Genomic DNA, 15,445 nt, shown 5'->3' with positions numbered 1-15,445 from the left:
TTTGCGGCAAGTTTTTTTATTTTTGAAAGGGGTAATCATGAAATTATTGGAAGAGCGCATTCTTAAGGATGGTAATATTTTAGGAGAAAACATCTTAAAGGTAGATAAGTTTCTCACGCATCAAGTTGATTTTGAGCTGATGCAAGAAATAGGGCAAGTGTTTGCAAAAGCTTATCAAAAACTTGGTATAACAAAAGTGGTGACTATTGAAGCATCTGGTATAGCTCCTGCTCTTTACACAGCACAGGTTTTAAAAGTACCAATGATTTTTGCTAAGAAACATAAAAATATTACCATGACTGAGGGGATCTTGACAGCAGAAGTTTATTCTTTCACCAAACAAGTATCTAGTACTGTTTCAATTGCAAGTAAGTTTCTATCCTCAAAGGACAAGGTTTTGATTATTGATGATTTTTTGGCAAATGGACAGGCTGCTAAAGGTCTAATTGAAATCATTAAGCAAGCTGGCGCTGATGTAGTCGGTGTCGGTATTGTCATTGAAAAATCATTTCAACCTGGACGGCAATTATTGGAAGAATTCGGTCTTGAGGTTACTTCATTGGCAAGAATCCAAAAGTTTGAAAATGGTCAACCGATTTTTATGGAGGCTGATGCTTAATGACGACAAGTAAACAACATTCCCACTCACAATCAGCTCTTCTTGGACTACAACACCTTTTGTCCATGTATGCAGGTTCCATTTTAGTACCGATAATGATTGCCGGAGCTATCGGCTATTCCTCAAAAGAGTTAACATACTTAATTTCAACTGATATTTTTATGTGTGGCGTGGCCACTTTCTTACAATTACAACTTAATAAATACTTTGGCGTTGGCTTACCAGTTGTTTTGGGATGCGCCTTTCAATCCGTCGCCCCTTTATCTATTATTGGTGCTAAACAAGGATCCGGAGCGATGTTTGGAGCCTTGATTGTTTCTGGAATTTTTGTCATTGTTATTGCCGGAGCCTTCTCAAGGATAGCCCGTTTTTTCCCTGCTATTGTAACAGGTTCTGTTATTACGACTATTGGATTGTCACTAATCCCTGTCGCTATAGGCAATATGGGAAATAATGCTGACAAACCAAGTCTCCAAAGCTTAATTTTAGCAACTCTCACAATCGTTATTATTCTCCTTACTCAAAAATTTGCAAGTGGTTTTATTAAGTCTATTGCCATATTAATTGGCCTTATTTCAGGAACAGTTATTGCTGCTATGATGGGAGTTGTTGATACAGAAGCAGTTGCCAATGCGCCATGGGTTCATATACCCACACCATTTTATTTTGGAGCACCAACTTTTGAACTGACCTCAATAGTGATGATGTGTATTATAGCTATTGTATCAATGGTGGAATCAACAGGTGTTTACTTGGCCTTATCTGATATTACTAACGAGAAATTAGATAGCAAACGTCTTCGTAATGGTTACCGTTCAGAAGGTCTAGCTGTTCTTTTAGGTGGTTTATTTAATACTTTCCCATATACTGGTTTTTCTCAAAATGTCGGTCTCGTTAGATTATCCGGTATCAAAACACGTCGGCCAATTTATTACACTGCAGCTTTCCTTATTTTCATTGGTTTATTACCTAAACTTGGAGCAATGGCACAAATGATACCAAACCCTGTTCTGGGTGGTGCGATGTTAGTCCTTTTTGGAATGGTAGCCTTACAAGGAATGCAGATGTTAAACCGTGTTGATTTTACAAATAATGAAGCTAATTTTATGATTGCTGCCCTCTCTATATCGGCAGGAGTAGGCTTTAACGGGGCTAACTTATTTGCAAGTCTACCAACAACAGCTAACATGTTTTTGACCAATGGAATTGTCGTTGCAACTGTAACGTCAGTTACGTTAAACTTGATTTTTAACGGACATGCAAAGAAAAACTAAGCTATAGCTTGGTTTGAGAACGTAGACAAACTCCTAAAAATAAAAAGTTTGAATAGACTTGCGTAAAATGACAAAATATTAAACTCTTAGAAATGTTGGCATTCCAATGTTTATGAGAGTTTTTGTTTTTCGTGATAAAGAAAAAAAGATTGAAGAAAATTGTCCAAAATAGACTTTTTCTTCAATCTAAAACTAAGCTATAGCTTAATTTTTTACTAATATGAAATAGTGAATGATTTTTTTAGCCCGGTTGAGATAGCCAGTCTTTGATCTTTTGTGACAATAATCCCTTCAATATTTGGTTGATTATTAATGATATTGAGAACTTTTAAACTATTAAGGCCAAATAAGCGTGTCGTCCAAATCTCGCAATCTAATGAAGAGTCAGCAATAATTGTTAAACTTGCCATATCAGTTGCAATAGGGAAACCGGTATGCTTATCAAAAATGTGGTGATAGTCTTTTCCATCCACATGTAGTCTTCTTTCATAAATGCCCGAGGTAACAACTGACTGATTATGGATTTTTACAATTCCAAGATTATCTCCTCGTGACTTTTGAGGGTGCTGGATACCAATATAAAATAGGCCGTCAGCTCTTTTAGGATTAGCGCCGTGTACAAGGACATTTCCTCCTAAATTAAGAAGAGCCGACTTTATACCATCATTGATGAGATAGGTCATTATTTTATCAGCAATATAGCCTTTGGCTAGGGCTCCTAAGTCAATTTTCATGCCCTTATCAGCTAAGTAAACTGTCTTATTATCCGAATCAATACAAATGTTATGTGGATTAGTTAGAGCCAATTCTTTTTTAATAACACTTTCAGAAGGTACTTTTGCATCTGAGAAACCAATTCGCCAACTTTGAACAAGAGGGCCGATGGCAATATTCAAATTGCTAGGAGTAGCTAGACTTTGTGACTTGCCGATGCTAATCAATTCTAATAAATCTGGATGGACCTTCACAGCTCGTTGGCCTGAAGCCTGATTAATAGCCATTAGTTCAGAGTCACTATCGTTTGCACTAAAGCGATTTTTATAGATTTCAAGTAAATTACACACTGTTTTCAGCTGTTCTGGCCCTTTTTGCGATTCAATTTGGATATCAATAACAGTTCCCATCATGTGAACTCGCTTAGTAACTAGCATATTCATCTCCTTTTGTAGTACTATAAAAAGAGGATCAAATCAGATTTGATCCTAAATAACTTATGATTTTCGTTTCATTTCACCTTGGGGAAAATAAGTTCCTTCTGGTAAGTCATTTATAAAAACGTGGATATTTTCTTTAGGTGCTTGAGCGATGCGTGCGACGACTTCAGTGACTTCACGAGCTAGCTCATTTTTTTGTTCTTGACTACGACCTTCAAATAAATCGATTTTAACAAATGGCATTATCTGTTCTCCTAACATTTTCCTTTATTTTAACATTTTCTATCAAAATTGCATAGGAAAGTTAGACAAGTACAGTAGTCTTTAACCTAAAGAAGAGTACTAAGTGAAATGACATTTAGGGTTAATTGCAATCGCCAAATAGCTTCATTTGTGGTAGAATGGTTTAGATAAATAAAGAAGGTAGGGACCCCCAGTTTGGCTCAATTATACTATAAATATGGGACGATGAATTCTGGAAAATCCATTGAAATTTTAAAAGTAGCACACAACTATGAAGAACAGAATAAGCCCGTTGTCATCATGACGAGTGCTTTGGATACTCGTGATGGTTTTGGTTTAGTTTCAAGTCGCATTGGCATGAAAAGAGAAGCAGTACCCATTTCTGATGATATGGATATTTTTGCTTATATAGATAATTTGGATACAAAACCTTATTGTGTCTTGATTGATGAATGTCAGTTTTTAAGCAAGGCTAACGTTTATGATTTAGCCAGGGTTGTCGATGAGCTCCATGTTCCTGTTATGGCATTTGGATTAAAAAATGATTTTCAGAATCAACTCTTTGAAGGGTCAAAACATCTTTTACTCCTAGCCGATAAAATTGATGAAATTAAGACAATTTGTCAATATTGTAGTAAAAAGGCTATCATGCAATTACGAATGAAAGATGGAAAACCTGTCTATGAAGGTGAACAGATTCAAATTGGAGGCAATGAAAGTTATATTCCCGTTTGTCGCAAGCATTACTTTCACCCGCCACTAGATAACAACTAAAGGAGAAAAACTAAAATGAATATTTATGATCAGTTGCAATCTCTAGAAGATCGTTACGAGGAATTAGGTGAACTCCTAAGTGACCCAGAAGTTGTCTCAGACACTAAACGCTTTATGCAATTATCTAAAGAAGAGGCCAGCACTCGAGATACCGTAACTACTTATCGCCAATATAAGGAAATTATTCAGTCAATTGCTGACGCAGAAGAGATGATTAAAGAGTCTGGCGGGGATGCTGAGATTGAAGAAATGGCTAAAGAAGAGCTAAAAGAATCAAAATCGGCTAAAGAGGACTACGAGGAAAAGTTGAAGATTCTCCTCTTGCCCAAAGATCCAAATGATGATAAAAATATTATCTTAGAAATCCGAGGAGCAGCAGGTGGTGACGAAGCGGCCCTTTTTGCAGGAGACTTATTGGTTATGTACCAAAAGTTTGCTGAGAGCCAAGGTTGGCGATTTGAAGTTATGGAAGCTTCCTACAATGGTGTAGGGGGTATCAAAGAGGTTGTGGCCATGGTTTCAGGTCAATCGGTTTATTCTAAATTAAAATATGAATCAGGGGCTCACCGTGTCCAACGTGTCCCAGTTACAGAGAGTCAGGGGCGTGTTCATACATCAACAGCCACTGTCCTTGTTATGCCTGAGATTGAAGACGTAGAATACGAAATTGATCCTAAGGATTTACGGGTTGACATCTACCATGCATCAGGTGCCGGTGGACAGAATGTCAACAAAGTAGCTACAGCTGTCCGCATTGTTCATCTTCCGACTAATATTAAAGTTGAGATGCAAGAAGAGCGAACCCAACAAAAAAATCGGGATAAAGCTATGAAGATTATCCGAGCTCGAGTAGCCGACCATTTTGCGCAAATCGCCCAAGATGAACAAGATGCCGAACGCAAATCGACAATCGGGACAGGAGATCGATCTGAACGTATCAGAACTTATAACTTCCCACAAAATCGAGTGACAGACCATCGCATCGGATTAACACTCCAAAAATTAGATACTATTCTTTCTGGTAAAATGGATGAAGTTATTGATGCTTTGATTATGTATGATCAAACTCAGAAATTGGAATCTTTAAACAAATAATGAATTATGCCAGTCAAATAGCAGAATATGAGCAAGCACTAATCCAAATTGGCGATGATCCTGAAAACTTATCTTATGTTTTCAGAGAAGTGAAAGAATGGTCTCTTTTGGACTTTTTACTACATCAAAATCAGCAAGTAAGCGCAGAAGACCATGTTCTTCTAAAATCTATTTTTGAGCAATTATATAGAGGCCGTTCTCCTCAATATATTACTGGCAAAGCCTACTTTCGAGATTTAATTCTGACTGTTAATGAGTCAGTTTTAATTCCACGTCCTGAGACAGAGGAGCTTATCTCATTGATTCTCGCGGAGAATGAGGGAGAAAACCTTCAACTCTTAGATATAGGGACTGGTAGTGGCGCTATTGCTATCAGCCTCAAAAAAGAGAGACCAACCTGGGAAGTTGTAGCTTCTGATATCTCTCAAGAAGCCATTCAGGTTGCTCAATCGAATGCTTGGGATCTGGAAACAGAAATTACTTTTAGACAGTCGGATCTTTTTAATTCCCTTTCAGGAAAGTTTGATATCATCGTATCTAATCCCCCTTACATTGCTTTTTCTGACAAGAAAGAAGTAGGACGTAATGTTTTAGTTTCCGAGCCCCACTTAGCCCTTTTTGCAGAGGAGGAAGGACTTGCTATTTATCGCTCTATTTTAGAACAAGCAGAACATTACTTATCACCGCAAGGGAAAATCTACTTTGAAATTGGTTATAAGCAGGGGCAAGCGCTTCGTGAATTAGTCAAATCCACTTTCCCAGAAAAAAGGTTTCGCCTAAAACAAGATTATTATGGAAAGGATCGTATGGTAATTATTGATAATGGATAAACTAAAATCAATTATTGAAAATGGAGGAGCCTTAGTTTTACCAACTGAAACAGTTTACGGTCTATTTGCCAAAGCTATGGATGAGCAAGCTGTAAATATGGTTTATGCTCTCAAGCAACGGCCGAGAGAAAAAGCTATGAACTTGAATGTGGCGGATTATCAAACCATTTTAGATTATTCGAAGGACCAGCCAACTTATTTAAAAGAACTATATGACGCTTTTTTACCTGGTCCATTAACCATTATTTTGAAAGCCAATGATCGAGTTCCTTTTTGGATTAATTCTGGTAAAGACACTGTCGGCTTTCGCCTACCTAAGCATCCTGTAACAGCGCAGTTAATAAGAATAGCAGGGCCCTTAATTGGTCCTTCCGCCAATTTATCAGGTAGCCAAAGTGGCTGTCAATATGCTGAGATTATAAAAGCCTTTCATAATCAAGTAGAAGGCTATGAAGATGATCAGTCTCTAACAGGACAAGATTCAACGATTATTGACTTATCTGGTTCTAAGGCCAAAATTTTAAGGCAAGGAAGTATAAGTGCTGTCGATATTCAAACTAAAATTAGTGGGATTGTTTTTGAATAATAAATTCAGATTTAAAATAAGGAGAAAAAATGATTTTTGATAAGGATAATTATGAAGCGTTTGATCCAGAATTATGGGAAGCCATTCATGCTGAGGAAGAAAGGCAAGAGCACAATATTGAATTAATTGCTTCGGAGAATATTGTCTCTAAGGCCGTAATGAAAGCACAAGGTTCCCTCTTAACAAATAAATATGCTGAAGGCTATCCTGATAAACGTTATTATGGAGGTACAGAATGCGTTGATATCGTTGAAAATTTAGCCATTGAACGTGCAAAAAAACTCTTTGGTGCTAAATTTGCAAACGTTCAAGCCCATTCAGGTAGTCAAGCTAACGCAGCAGCTTACATGGCTTTAATTGAGGCAGGAGATACGGTGCTAGGTATGGATTTGGCTGCCGGTGGTCATTTAACGCATGGCTCACCAGTCAACTTTTCGGGGAAAACGTATCACTTTGTCGGTTATTCCGTTGATCCTAAAACAGAAATGCTTGATTATGACGCTATTTTAGAACAAGCCAAAGAAGTGCAACCCAAGCTAATTGTAGCAGGAGCATCAGCATATTCTAGAATCATTGATTTTGAAAAATTCCGTCAAATCGCTGACGAAGTTGGTGCCTATTTGATGGTCGACATGGCTCATATTGCAGGCTTAGTGGCAACCGGTCTTCATCCAAATCCAGTACCTTTTGCTGATGTGACAACATCCACTACTCATAAAACCTTGCGGGGGCCACGTGGTGGTTTGATTTTAACTAATAATGAAAACCTTGCTAAGAAAATTAATTCTGCTGTCTTTCCTGGCTTACAAGGCGGTCCGCTTGAGCATGTTATAGCTGCAAAAGCTGTATCTTTTAAAGAAGCTTTAGATCCAGCTTTTACGGACTATGCTAAAAATGTTATTGCAAACACGTCGGCAATGGCACAAGTTTTTGCTGAAGATGAACGCTTCCGCCTTATTTCAGGCGGTACAGATAATCATGTTTTCTTAGTAGATGTAACAAAAGTCATCGAAAGTGGTAAAGTGGCGCAAAATCTTTTAGATGATGTCCATATCACTCTAAATAAAAATTCCATTCCTTTTGAAACTTTGTCACCCTTTAAAACCTCTGGTATCCGTATTGGCTGCGCTGCCATTACAAGTCGAGGAATGGGGGTTGAAGAAAGCAAAGCTATTGCTCACTTAATCATAAAAGCACTTGTTAATCATCAGGATCAAACCGTTTTAGACGAGGTTCGACAAGAAGTTCGTTCTATCACTAATCGCTTCCCATTATATAGTAATTGATAAGATGTTAGATATTTATATACGTAAATTAGTTATTCATCAATTTTCACCAAATGATACAAACTTATTCTTTAATGATAACGAGTTGAGTATTACGCCACGTATTGATGATTATTTCCGCAAAAAGTTGGAAAAAGTTTTCTCCGATGAAGCTAAAAGAGGTCGTATGAATCATGAGAACACTTTTCGTCAATTAATAAGTGATGATTTTGTAAGTAGCAGTAAAGCCGTTGCTCAAGCTTGGAAAGAAGCATTTGTTATCTCGGAAAACCAAAAAACCAATGATTTAGTTTTTATCAGGTTTGAGAAAGACGGACAGGTCTATTTTGCCTTTCTAAGAATTACTCTTAGAGAATCTTTTGCTCATACTAATATTTCGGAAGAAAATCCCTTAAGTATTACCCAAAATAATTTACCCAGCGCAACACAAACACCCGATGAAGCCCTAGTTATCAACCTTGAAAGCAATGATTATTATCTAATTGAGAAAAGAATCAAGCACAATGGTAGTTTTTCAAATTATTTTTCGGAAACCTTATTAAAAGTTCAACCAGAGCAGTCTGTTAAAAAATCAATTAAGACTATTGAACAAACCGCACAAAAAATAGCTGAAAACTTCAATCAAGATGACTTTGCTTTTCAATCAAAGATGAAGTCGGCTATTTCAAAAAATCTTGAAAATGGTGATCACCTGTCCCCTGAAAAGTTAGCTGACCAATTATTTGATAATAATCTGACAGCACGTTTAACATTTGTGGACCAGGTGAAAGAGACTATACCAGAACCAATTAAAATCAGCGATATTGACCATACACGACAACTTAAAAAGTTGGAGAGTCAAAAATTATCATTGTCTAATGGTATTGAATTAACAGTTCCGAATGCAATTTATCAAGATGCTGATTCGGTTGAATTTATCATGAATGATGATGGAACCTATTCAATACTTATTAAAAATATAGAGGATATCAAAAATAAATAAATGTTGAAATTTTTAAAGCGCGTCATTTTCTTAGTCTTTCTGATTTTTTGTATTTTTCAGCTTTATGTTACTCATCAGAATGTAAAAAATGTCATGCGCTATAAACCCATGGTCGAAAAAACGTTAGCTGAACATGATACCGACACGAATCTTAATTTAATTCTTGCCATGATTTATACTGAAACTAAAGGTGGATCAGCCGATGTTATGCAATCAAGTGAAAGTAGTAGTGGAATGACTAATTCTATAACAGATAGTCAAGTGTCAATTAAACATGGTATTAAACTCTTATCAGAGAATTTGCAACTAGCTGAAGAAGCAGGAGTAGACTCATGGACTGCTATTCAAGCATATAACTTTGGGTCAAATTATATCCATTATGTTGCTCAAAATGGTGGTGAAAACTCTTTGGCTTTGGCTAAAAAATATTCAAGAGAGGTCGTTGCACCTAGCCTTGGTAACACCACCGGGGAAACATACATCTATTATCATCCCTTAGCTATTATTTCAGGTGGTCAGTTATATAAAAATGGGGGAAATTTCTACTATTCCCGTGAGGTACACTTTAATTTATACCTCATTAAATTCTTTTCAAAGTTTTAATTAGGTTAAAAGACGTAACACTTCTGAAAAAGATCAGAAGTGTTTTTTATATAAATGTAATCTGTTCGGTTTTTCACAAAAAAATACAATAATCGATGCAAATGTTTGTTATTTCACAAACATAGCCAGTTTTTTTACAGATAAAATTTTTATACCTCTAGAAAAGGCCGTATATTAGTATTTTTAGATAATTTTATTTTTGTGAATAAGCTAACAATCTGTAAGCAAATTCTTTGTAAGCAATTTTTTGCTGTGCTATAATGTAGACCTAACAGAAAATATTGTGAAATGAGGAACAAATATATATGAGTAAAATCGTTGTTGTTGGAACAAATCATGCGGGCACAGCTGCAATTAAAACCATGCTCTCCAACTATGGATTAGAAAATGAGATTGTCACTTTTGATCAGAATTCAAACATTTCATTCCTTGGATGTGGAATGGCTTTATGGATTGGTGAGCAAATTGATGGCCCAGAAGGTCTCTTTTATTCTAATAAAGAACAGTTAGAATCCATGGGTGCTAAAGTTTATATGGAATCGCCTGTTTTAAACATTGACTATGACAAAAAAGAAGTAACAGCACTAGTGGAAGGTCAAGAACATGTTGAAAGCTATGACAAATTAATTCTTGCAACCGGATCACAACCAATTATACCGCCTATTAAAGGTGTCGAAATCGTTGAAGGGTCAAGAGAGTTTAAAGCAACTTTAGAAAACTTACAATTTGTTAAACTTTACCAAAATTCATCTGATGTTATTGAAAAGTTAGAGAAACCAGGAATTAATCGAGTAGCAGTTGTTGGGGCAGGTTACATTGGTGTTGAACTGGCAGAGGCTTTCCAACGAAAAGGAAAAGAAGTAATTCTTGTTGATATTGCTGAAACATGTATGGGTGGTTACTACGATCGTGATTTCACTGATTTAATGAGTAAAAACCTTGAAGAGCATGGCATTCAATTAGCTTTCGGACAAGCTGTTCAGGCAGTTGAAGGAGATGGAAAAGTAGAACGACTTGTCACTGATAAAGACAGCTTTGACGTTGACATGGTTATCATGGCAGTTGGTTTCCGTCCAAATACTGATCTAGGACGTGGTCAATTAGATACCTTCCGTAATGGAGCGTGGATTGTTGATAAAAAACAAGAAACAAGCATGAAAGATGTCTATGCTATTGGAGATTGTGCAACTATTTATGATAACGCACGAGATGATATTAACTACATTGCCTTAGCATCAAATGCTGTACGGACAGGAATAGTTGCTGCTCATAATGCTTGTGGACATGAACTGGAAGGAGCAGGTGTTCAAGGATCAAACGGTATTTCAATTTACGGCCTAAACATGGTTTCAACTGGTTTAACCCTAGAAAAGGCAAAAGAAGCTGGTTATAATGCCTTGGAAGCTAGCTACAATGATTTACAAAAACCAGAATTTATCAAACATGGAAATCATGAAGTGGCAATCAAAATCGTTTACGATAGAGACAGTCGTGTTGTCTTAGGCTGTCAAATGGTTTCAAAAGAAGACATCTCAATGGGAATTCACATGTTCTCATTAGCTATCCAAGAAAAGGTAACTATTGAAAAATTATCTCTAATGGATATTTTCTTCTTACCTCACTTCAATAAACCATATAATTACATCACAATGTCTGCTTTAGGAGCAGAATAAAATAGGTCAAATATGACATGATAAAGTGTCCCCACTGAAGGGACACTTTTTTAGGAGGAAAGATGAGACCCTTAATTCTAAATATCGCTATGAGTTTAGATGGCTTTATTGCCCGAACAGATGGTTCTTATGATTGGATCGAAGGACATGGAACAACAGCTTATGATTCTGCTTTACAATTTGATAATGATGCCTTTTTCGCTTCGTGCGATATTGTCGTTATGGGGCGAAAATCATTAGATGATTGTCCTATCGAGCAGATACAAGGCTATCATAAGAAAAGGTTTTATGTTGCTAGCCATCAGGACTTACACTCAGATTACCCCAACCTTTACTTTTCTAAGGATATAGTAGCTACCCTTAAAGAACTCAAGCAAGAAGAGGGTGGGCCGATTTGGTTATTTGGAGGAGCAGATTTGGTGCATTCTGTGCTTGCTACTGAGCTGATTGATCAGTATATCATTGGAATTATCCCAACCATTTTAGGTCAAGGGAGACCTTTGTTTAAAGGGTATAGTATAGAGCATAAATTGCAACTGATTGAATCAACTGTTACAGATGGGATTGCCATGCTTCGCTATCAGAAAAGACCCTAAAAAAGAGACCTATCAAGGTCTCTTTTGGCTTTTAGAATCTAGTTTTTAGCTACAGAAGCAAATTCTTCTTTTGCAAATGCTTCATCTATAATTTCTTTTAATTGCTTAGCAGAAGCTTGCATTTTTTGCAATTCTGCATCATTTAATGGAATATTAACCGGACGAACAACCCCGTAAGCACCTACAATGGCAGGTTGACCAATGTAACAATCTTTAACACCCTCATATTGACCTTCTTGGAAGACAGATAGAGGAAGAACTGCATTTTCATCGTCAAGAATCGCTTTAGTGATACGAGCAAGTGCTACGGCAATACCATAGAAGGTAGCTCCTTTTTTGTTAATAATTGAGTATGCTGCATCACGGACAGAAACAAAAATATCTAACAGTCCAGTTTCATCAATATCACGATTATCTTGGAGCCATTGCTCTAATTTTACCCCTGCCACGTTAGCATGTGACCAAACAGCAAATTCAGAATCACCATGTTCACCCATAATATAAGCATGAACTGAGCGAGCATCAACTCCAATTTTATCTGCAAGAGCTTGACGGAATCGTGCAGAATCTAAAGAAGTACCTGATCCGATAACACGTTCTTTAGGGAAACCAGAAAATTTCCAAGTTGAATAAGTAAGGACATCAACTGGGTTTGCAGCAACAAGGAAAATACCATTAAATCCAGAAGCAACGATTTGTGAAACAACTTCTTTATTGATACGAAGGTTTTTTTCCACTAAATCAAGGCGAGTTTCACCAGGTTTTTGAGGAGCACCAGCTGTAAGGACAACTAAATCGGCATCATGACAGTCTGAATAGTCAGCTGCATATATTTTTTTAGGGGAAGTGAAGGCAAGGGCGTGACTTAAATCTTCCGCATCTCCTTGAGTTTTTTCTTTAAAAATATCGATAATACCGAGCTCTTGTGCAATATTTTGTGTTACTAATGCAAAAGCATATGATGACCCGACGGCTCCATCACCGACTAAGATAACTTTTTTGTGTTGTTTAGTTACAGTCATGTCTAAACTTCTCCTTAATTTTTTTGAGGGTAGGGTAATACCCATACAATCTCATTTTAGCACTTTGTGAATACTTTGTCACTCAAATCAGAGAAAAAAATGAAAATAGTTTTCTGATAGCGGTTCCAAAGTGAAAAAATAAGGATTTTATGATATAATGTTATAGAGTTTGACTAGAAAAGGAGCATTCCTTAAATGCAAGATAAAAATCTAATTGACGTCAACCTGACAAGTGAAATGAAAACAAGTTTCATTGACTATGCTATGAGTGTTATCGTGGCTAGAGCCTTGCCAGATGTTCGTGATGGTTTAAAACCTGTCCATCGTCGCATTCTTTATGGCATGAATGAACTAGGAGTTACCCCAGATAAACCGCATAAAAAATCTGCCCGTATCACAGGTGACGTTATGGGTAAATATCATCCCCACGGAGATTCTTCAATTTACGAGGCTATGGTTCGGATGGCACAGTGGTGGTCATATCGTCACATGCTAGTAGATGGTCACGGAAACTTTGGTTCTATGGATGGAGATGGTGCTGCAGCCCAGCGTTATACCGAAGCTCGAATGAGCAAAATAGCACTAGAACTTCTAAAGGATATTAATAAAAATACTGTTGATTTTCAAGACAACTACGATGGAAGTGAACGTGAACCACTCGTTTTACCAGCCCGATTTCCCAATTTGTTGGTAAATGGTGCTACTGGTATTGCAGTCGGGATGGCTACTAATATTCCCCCTCATAATTTAGGAGAATCAATTGATGCTGTCAAAATGGTAATGGAGCATCCTGAATGTACAACTAGAGACTTAATGGAAGTGATTCCGGGACCAGATTTTCCAACCGGGGCCATGGTTATGGGACGTTCAGGTATTCATCGTGCTTATGATACCGGTAAAGGCTCCATTGTCTTACGCTCACGGACAGAAATTGAGATAACCAAGACAGGTCGTGAGCGAATCGTTGTCACTGAATTTCCTTATGGTGTTAACAAAACTAAAGTTCATGAGCATATTGTCCGCCTAGCTCAAGAAAAACGGATTGAGGGAATTACTGCAGTCCGTGACGAATCCAGCCGTGAAGGGGTTCGCTTCGTTATTGAAGTTAAACGCGATGCATCAGCTAATGTTATCCTAAACAATTTGTTTAAACTAACAAGCCTACAAACTAATTTTAGTTTTAATATGCTAGCTATTGAGAACGGTGTACCAAAAATCTTAACTCTTAGACAAATTATTGATAATTATATTAGTCACCAAAAAGAAGTTATTACTCGCCGAACTCGTTTTGATAAAGAAAAAGCAGAAGCACGGGCGCATATTTTAGAAGGTTTATTGATCGCCTTGGATCATCTTGATGAAGTTATTGCAATTATTCGAAATAGCCAAACAGATGTTATTGCACAAGCTGAGTTGATGAGCCGCTTCCAACTATCTGAACGGCAAAGCCAGGCGATTTTGGATATGCGTTTGCGTCGCTTGACAGGATTGGAAAGAGATAAAATTCAATCAGAATATGATGATTTAATTGCTTTAATAGCTGATTTAGCTGATATTTTGGCTAAACCAGACCGAATTAGTGCTATCATCATTCAAGAAATGGATGAGATTAAACGCAAATACGCTGACCCTCGTCGTACAGAGTTAATGGTTGGTGAAGTATTGTCACTTGAAGATGAAGACCTTATTGAAGTAGAAGATGTTTTGATTACCTTATCAAATAAAGGATATATCAAACGTTTGGCTCAAGATGAGTTTCGTTCTCAAAAACGTGGAGGCCGGGGAGTTCAAGGCACTGGTGTCAATGATGATGATTTCGTTAAAGAGTTAGTTTCAACAAGTACACATGATACACTCCTCTTTTTTACCAATAAAGGGCGTGTCTATAGACTAAAAGCTTATGAGATTCCAGAATACGGAAGGACAGCTAAAGGTCTACCAATTGTTAATCTTTTAAAATTAGATGAAGAAGAAACGATACAAACTATCATTAACGCGCGTAAAGAAGACATTGATAATAAATTTTTCTTCTTTACTACTCGTCAGGGATTGGTTAAAAGAACAAATGCTTCAGAATTTGGCAATATTAGACAAAATGGTTTGCGTGCTTTAAATCTTAAGGACGGTGACGAGTTAATTAACGTCTTGCTAACTGATGGTACAGAAGATATCATTATCGGAACAAAATCAGGCTATTCAGTTAGATTTGAAGAAGGAAGTATTCGCAATATGGGGCGCTCAGCGACGGGTGTTCGTGGCGTTAAGCTTCGTGAGGATGATTTAGTTGTTGGTGCTTCAAGGATTAGCGACAACCAAGAAGTGCTTATCATTACTGAAAAAGGCTATGGTAAGCGTACGCTAGCCACAGAATACCCAACAAAAGGCCGCGGAGGTAAGGGCATCAAAACTGCTAATATTACCGCCAAGAATGGTCAATTAGCAGGTTTAGTGACTGTTACAGGTCATGAGGATATTATGATTATAACGAACAAAGGTGTCATTATAAGAACTAGCATAGCTGATGTTTCTCAAACTGGTAGATCTACAATGGGGGTTAAGGTCATGCGATTAGATCAAGACTCAAAAATTGTTACCTTTGCCTTGGTAGATCCTGAAGTCGAAAAAGATTTATCTGAATTATCAACCTCAGACGTAGCACCTAGTCAAGAGATAACCCCTACTTCAATAGATAAAAGTGAGGATTAAGA

15 protein-coding genes are annotated in these 15,445 nt (G+C 37.1%); 12 read left to right on the top strand and 3 right to left on the bottom strand.

Annotated elements, in window-relative coordinates; all coding sequences use genetic code 11:
• Positions 1–37 precede the first annotated feature (37 nt).
• Both FGK96_RS04755 and FGK96_RS04750 read left to right on the top strand, forming a co-directional pair.
• Positions 38–619 carry a xanthine phosphoribosyltransferase gene (locus FGK96_RS04755; protein WP_138081847.1) on the top strand — a complete coding sequence of 194 codons (582 nt, stop codon included), beginning with the start codon at positions 38–40 and terminating at the stop codon, positions 617–619.
• Entirely contained in the window at positions 619–1,893 is a 1,275-nt protein-coding gene (locus FGK96_RS04750) for a nucleobase:cation symporter-2 family protein (RefSeq protein ID WP_138081845.1), read from the top strand. Before FGK96_RS04755 ends, FGK96_RS04750 begins: the two co-directional genes overlap by 1 nt.
• Before the next feature lie 215 nt (positions 1,894–2,108).
• On the opposite strand, the gene FGK96_RS04745 is transcribed toward FGK96_RS04750, so the two are convergent.
• Positions 2,109–3,044, bottom strand: a complete 936-nt coding sequence (locus FGK96_RS04745) for an FAD:protein FMN transferase (RefSeq protein ID WP_138081843.1) — start codon at positions 3,042–3,044, stop codon at positions 2,109–2,111.
• Positions 3,045–3,104: 60 nt separating this feature from the next.
• A complete protein-coding gene (locus FGK96_RS04740; RefSeq protein WP_003083140.1) occupies positions 3,105–3,290 on the bottom strand; it encodes a 4-oxalocrotonate tautomerase in 186 nt (61 codons plus the stop codon).
• Positions 3,291–3,485: 195 nt separating this feature from the next.
• Here FGK96_RS04740 and FGK96_RS04735 point away from each other — a divergent pair, with 195 nt between their 5' ends.
• The 9 genes from FGK96_RS04735 (at position 3,486) to FGK96_RS04695 (ending at position 11,715) form a co-directional block, all read left to right on the top strand.
• Positions 3,486–4,064 carry a thymidine kinase gene (locus FGK96_RS04735; RefSeq protein WP_003084689.1) on the top strand — a complete coding sequence of 193 codons (579 nt, stop codon included), beginning with the start codon at positions 3,486–3,488 and terminating at the stop codon, positions 4,062–4,064.
• Positions 4,065–4,079: 15 nt separating this feature from the next.
• Entirely contained in the window at positions 4,080–5,159 is a 1,080-nt protein-coding gene (gene prfA / locus FGK96_RS04730) for a peptide chain release factor 1 (RefSeq protein ID WP_138081841.1), read from the top strand.
• Positions 5,159–5,989: a peptide chain release factor N(5)-glutamine methyltransferase gene (gene prmC / locus FGK96_RS04725; protein ID WP_138081839.1), complete on the top strand. Its 831-nt coding sequence runs from the start codon at positions 5,159–5,161 to the stop codon at positions 5,987–5,989. Before prfA ends, prmC begins: the two co-directional genes overlap by 1 nt.
• Positions 5,982–6,575, top strand: a complete 594-nt coding sequence (locus tag FGK96_RS04720; protein ID WP_138081837.1) for an L-threonylcarbamoyladenylate synthase — start codon at positions 5,982–5,984, stop codon at positions 6,573–6,575. Before prmC ends, FGK96_RS04720 begins: the two co-directional genes overlap by 8 nt.
• Positions 6,576–6,604: 29 nt before the next feature.
• Positions 6,605–7,861 (top strand): serine hydroxymethyltransferase, encoded by a 1,257-nt coding sequence (gene glyA / locus FGK96_RS04715; RefSeq protein ID WP_138081835.1) that lies wholly within the window; start codon positions 6,605–6,607, stop codon positions 7,859–7,861.
• Positions 7,862–7,865: 4 nt separating this feature from the next.
• Positions 7,866–8,843, top strand: coding sequence for a nucleoid-associated protein (locus FGK96_RS04710; protein ID WP_138081833.1), 978 nt, complete (start codon positions 7,866–7,868; stop codon positions 8,841–8,843).
• Positions 8,844–9,446, top strand: coding sequence for a lysozyme family protein (locus FGK96_RS04705; RefSeq protein WP_172601595.1), 603 nt, complete (start codon positions 8,844–8,846; stop codon positions 9,444–9,446). It abuts the gene before it with no gap.
• A 305-nt stretch (positions 9,447–9,751) separates the two neighbouring features.
• A complete protein-coding gene (gene nox, locus FGK96_RS04700) occupies positions 9,752–11,119 on the top strand; it encodes a H2O-forming NADH oxidase (protein ID WP_138081829.1) in 1,368 nt (455 codons plus the stop codon).
• A gap of 62 nt (positions 11,120–11,181) precedes the next feature.
• On the top strand, positions 11,182–11,715 hold the full coding sequence (locus FGK96_RS04695; protein ID WP_138081827.1) for a dihydrofolate reductase family protein: 534 nt from the start codon (positions 11,182–11,184) through the stop codon (positions 11,713–11,715).
• A 38-nt stretch (positions 11,716–11,753) separates the two neighbouring features.
• Here FGK96_RS04695 and FGK96_RS04690 read toward each other — a convergent pair whose 3' ends face one another.
• Entirely contained in the window at positions 11,754–12,737 is a 984-nt protein-coding gene (locus FGK96_RS04690; RefSeq protein ID WP_003084658.1) for an L-lactate dehydrogenase, read from the bottom strand.
• Positions 12,738–12,932: 195 nt separating this feature from the next.
• On the opposite strand from FGK96_RS04690, the gene gyrA reads away from it, so the two are divergent.
• Entirely contained in the window at positions 12,933–15,443 is a 2,511-nt protein-coding gene (gene gyrA, locus FGK96_RS04685) for a DNA gyrase subunit A (protein WP_138081825.1), read from the top strand.
• Positions 15,444–15,445: the final 2 nt, after the last annotated feature.

Source organism: Streptococcus porcinus (assembly GCF_901542335.1).
In the GTDB taxonomy this organism is placed as follows: Bacteria; Bacillota; Bacilli; order Lactobacillales; family Streptococcaceae; genus Streptococcus; species Streptococcus porcinus_A.
The sequence above is the reverse complement of the archived record's forward strand: the minus strand, read 5'-3'. Positions and strand labels throughout refer to the sequence as shown.

What these genes read in the sequence shown, in the direction of transcription:
- FGK96_RS04755 (WP_138081847.1), top strand. Translation starts at nt 38, where the DNA reads ATGAAATTATTGGAAGAGCGCATTCTTAAGGATGGTAATATTTTAGGA.
- FGK96_RS04750 (WP_138081845.1), top strand. Translation starts at nt 619, where the DNA reads ATGACGACAAGTAAACAACATTCCCACTCACAATCAGCTCTTCTTGGA.
- FGK96_RS04745 (WP_138081843.1), bottom strand. Translation starts at nt 3,044, where the DNA reads ATGCTAGTTACTAAGCGAGTTCACATGATGGGAACTGTTATTGATATC.
- FGK96_RS04740 (WP_003083140.1), bottom strand. Translation starts at nt 3,290, where the DNA reads ATGCCATTTGTTAAAATCGATTTATTTGAAGGTCGTAGTCAAGAACAA.
- prfA (WP_138081841.1), top strand. Translation starts at nt 4,080, where the DNA reads ATGAATATTTATGATCAGTTGCAATCTCTAGAAGATCGTTACGAGGAA.
- prmC (WP_138081839.1), top strand. Translation starts at nt 5,159, where the DNA reads ATGAATTATGCCAGTCAAATAGCAGAATATGAGCAAGCACTAATCCAA.
- FGK96_RS04720 (WP_138081837.1), top strand. Translation starts at nt 5,982, where the DNA reads ATGGATAAACTAAAATCAATTATTGAAAATGGAGGAGCCTTAGTTTTA.
- glyA (WP_138081835.1), top strand. Translation starts at nt 6,605, where the DNA reads ATGATTTTTGATAAGGATAATTATGAAGCGTTTGATCCAGAATTATGG.
- FGK96_RS04710 (WP_138081833.1), top strand. Translation starts at nt 7,866, where the DNA reads ATGTTAGATATTTATATACGTAAATTAGTTATTCATCAATTTTCACCA.
- FGK96_RS04705 (WP_172601595.1), top strand. Translation starts at nt 8,844, where the DNA reads ATGTTGAAATTTTTAAAGCGCGTCATTTTCTTAGTCTTTCTGATTTTT.
- nox (WP_138081829.1), top strand. Translation starts at nt 9,752, where the DNA reads ATGAGTAAAATCGTTGTTGTTGGAACAAATCATGCGGGCACAGCTGCA.
- FGK96_RS04695 (WP_138081827.1), top strand. Translation starts at nt 11,182, where the DNA reads ATGAGACCCTTAATTCTAAATATCGCTATGAGTTTAGATGGCTTTATT.
- FGK96_RS04690 (WP_003084658.1), bottom strand. Translation starts at nt 12,737, where the DNA reads ATGACTGTAACTAAACAACACAAAAAAGTTATCTTAGTCGGTGATGGA.
- gyrA (WP_138081825.1), top strand. Translation starts at nt 12,933, where the DNA reads ATGCAAGATAAAAATCTAATTGACGTCAACCTGACAAGTGAAATGAAA.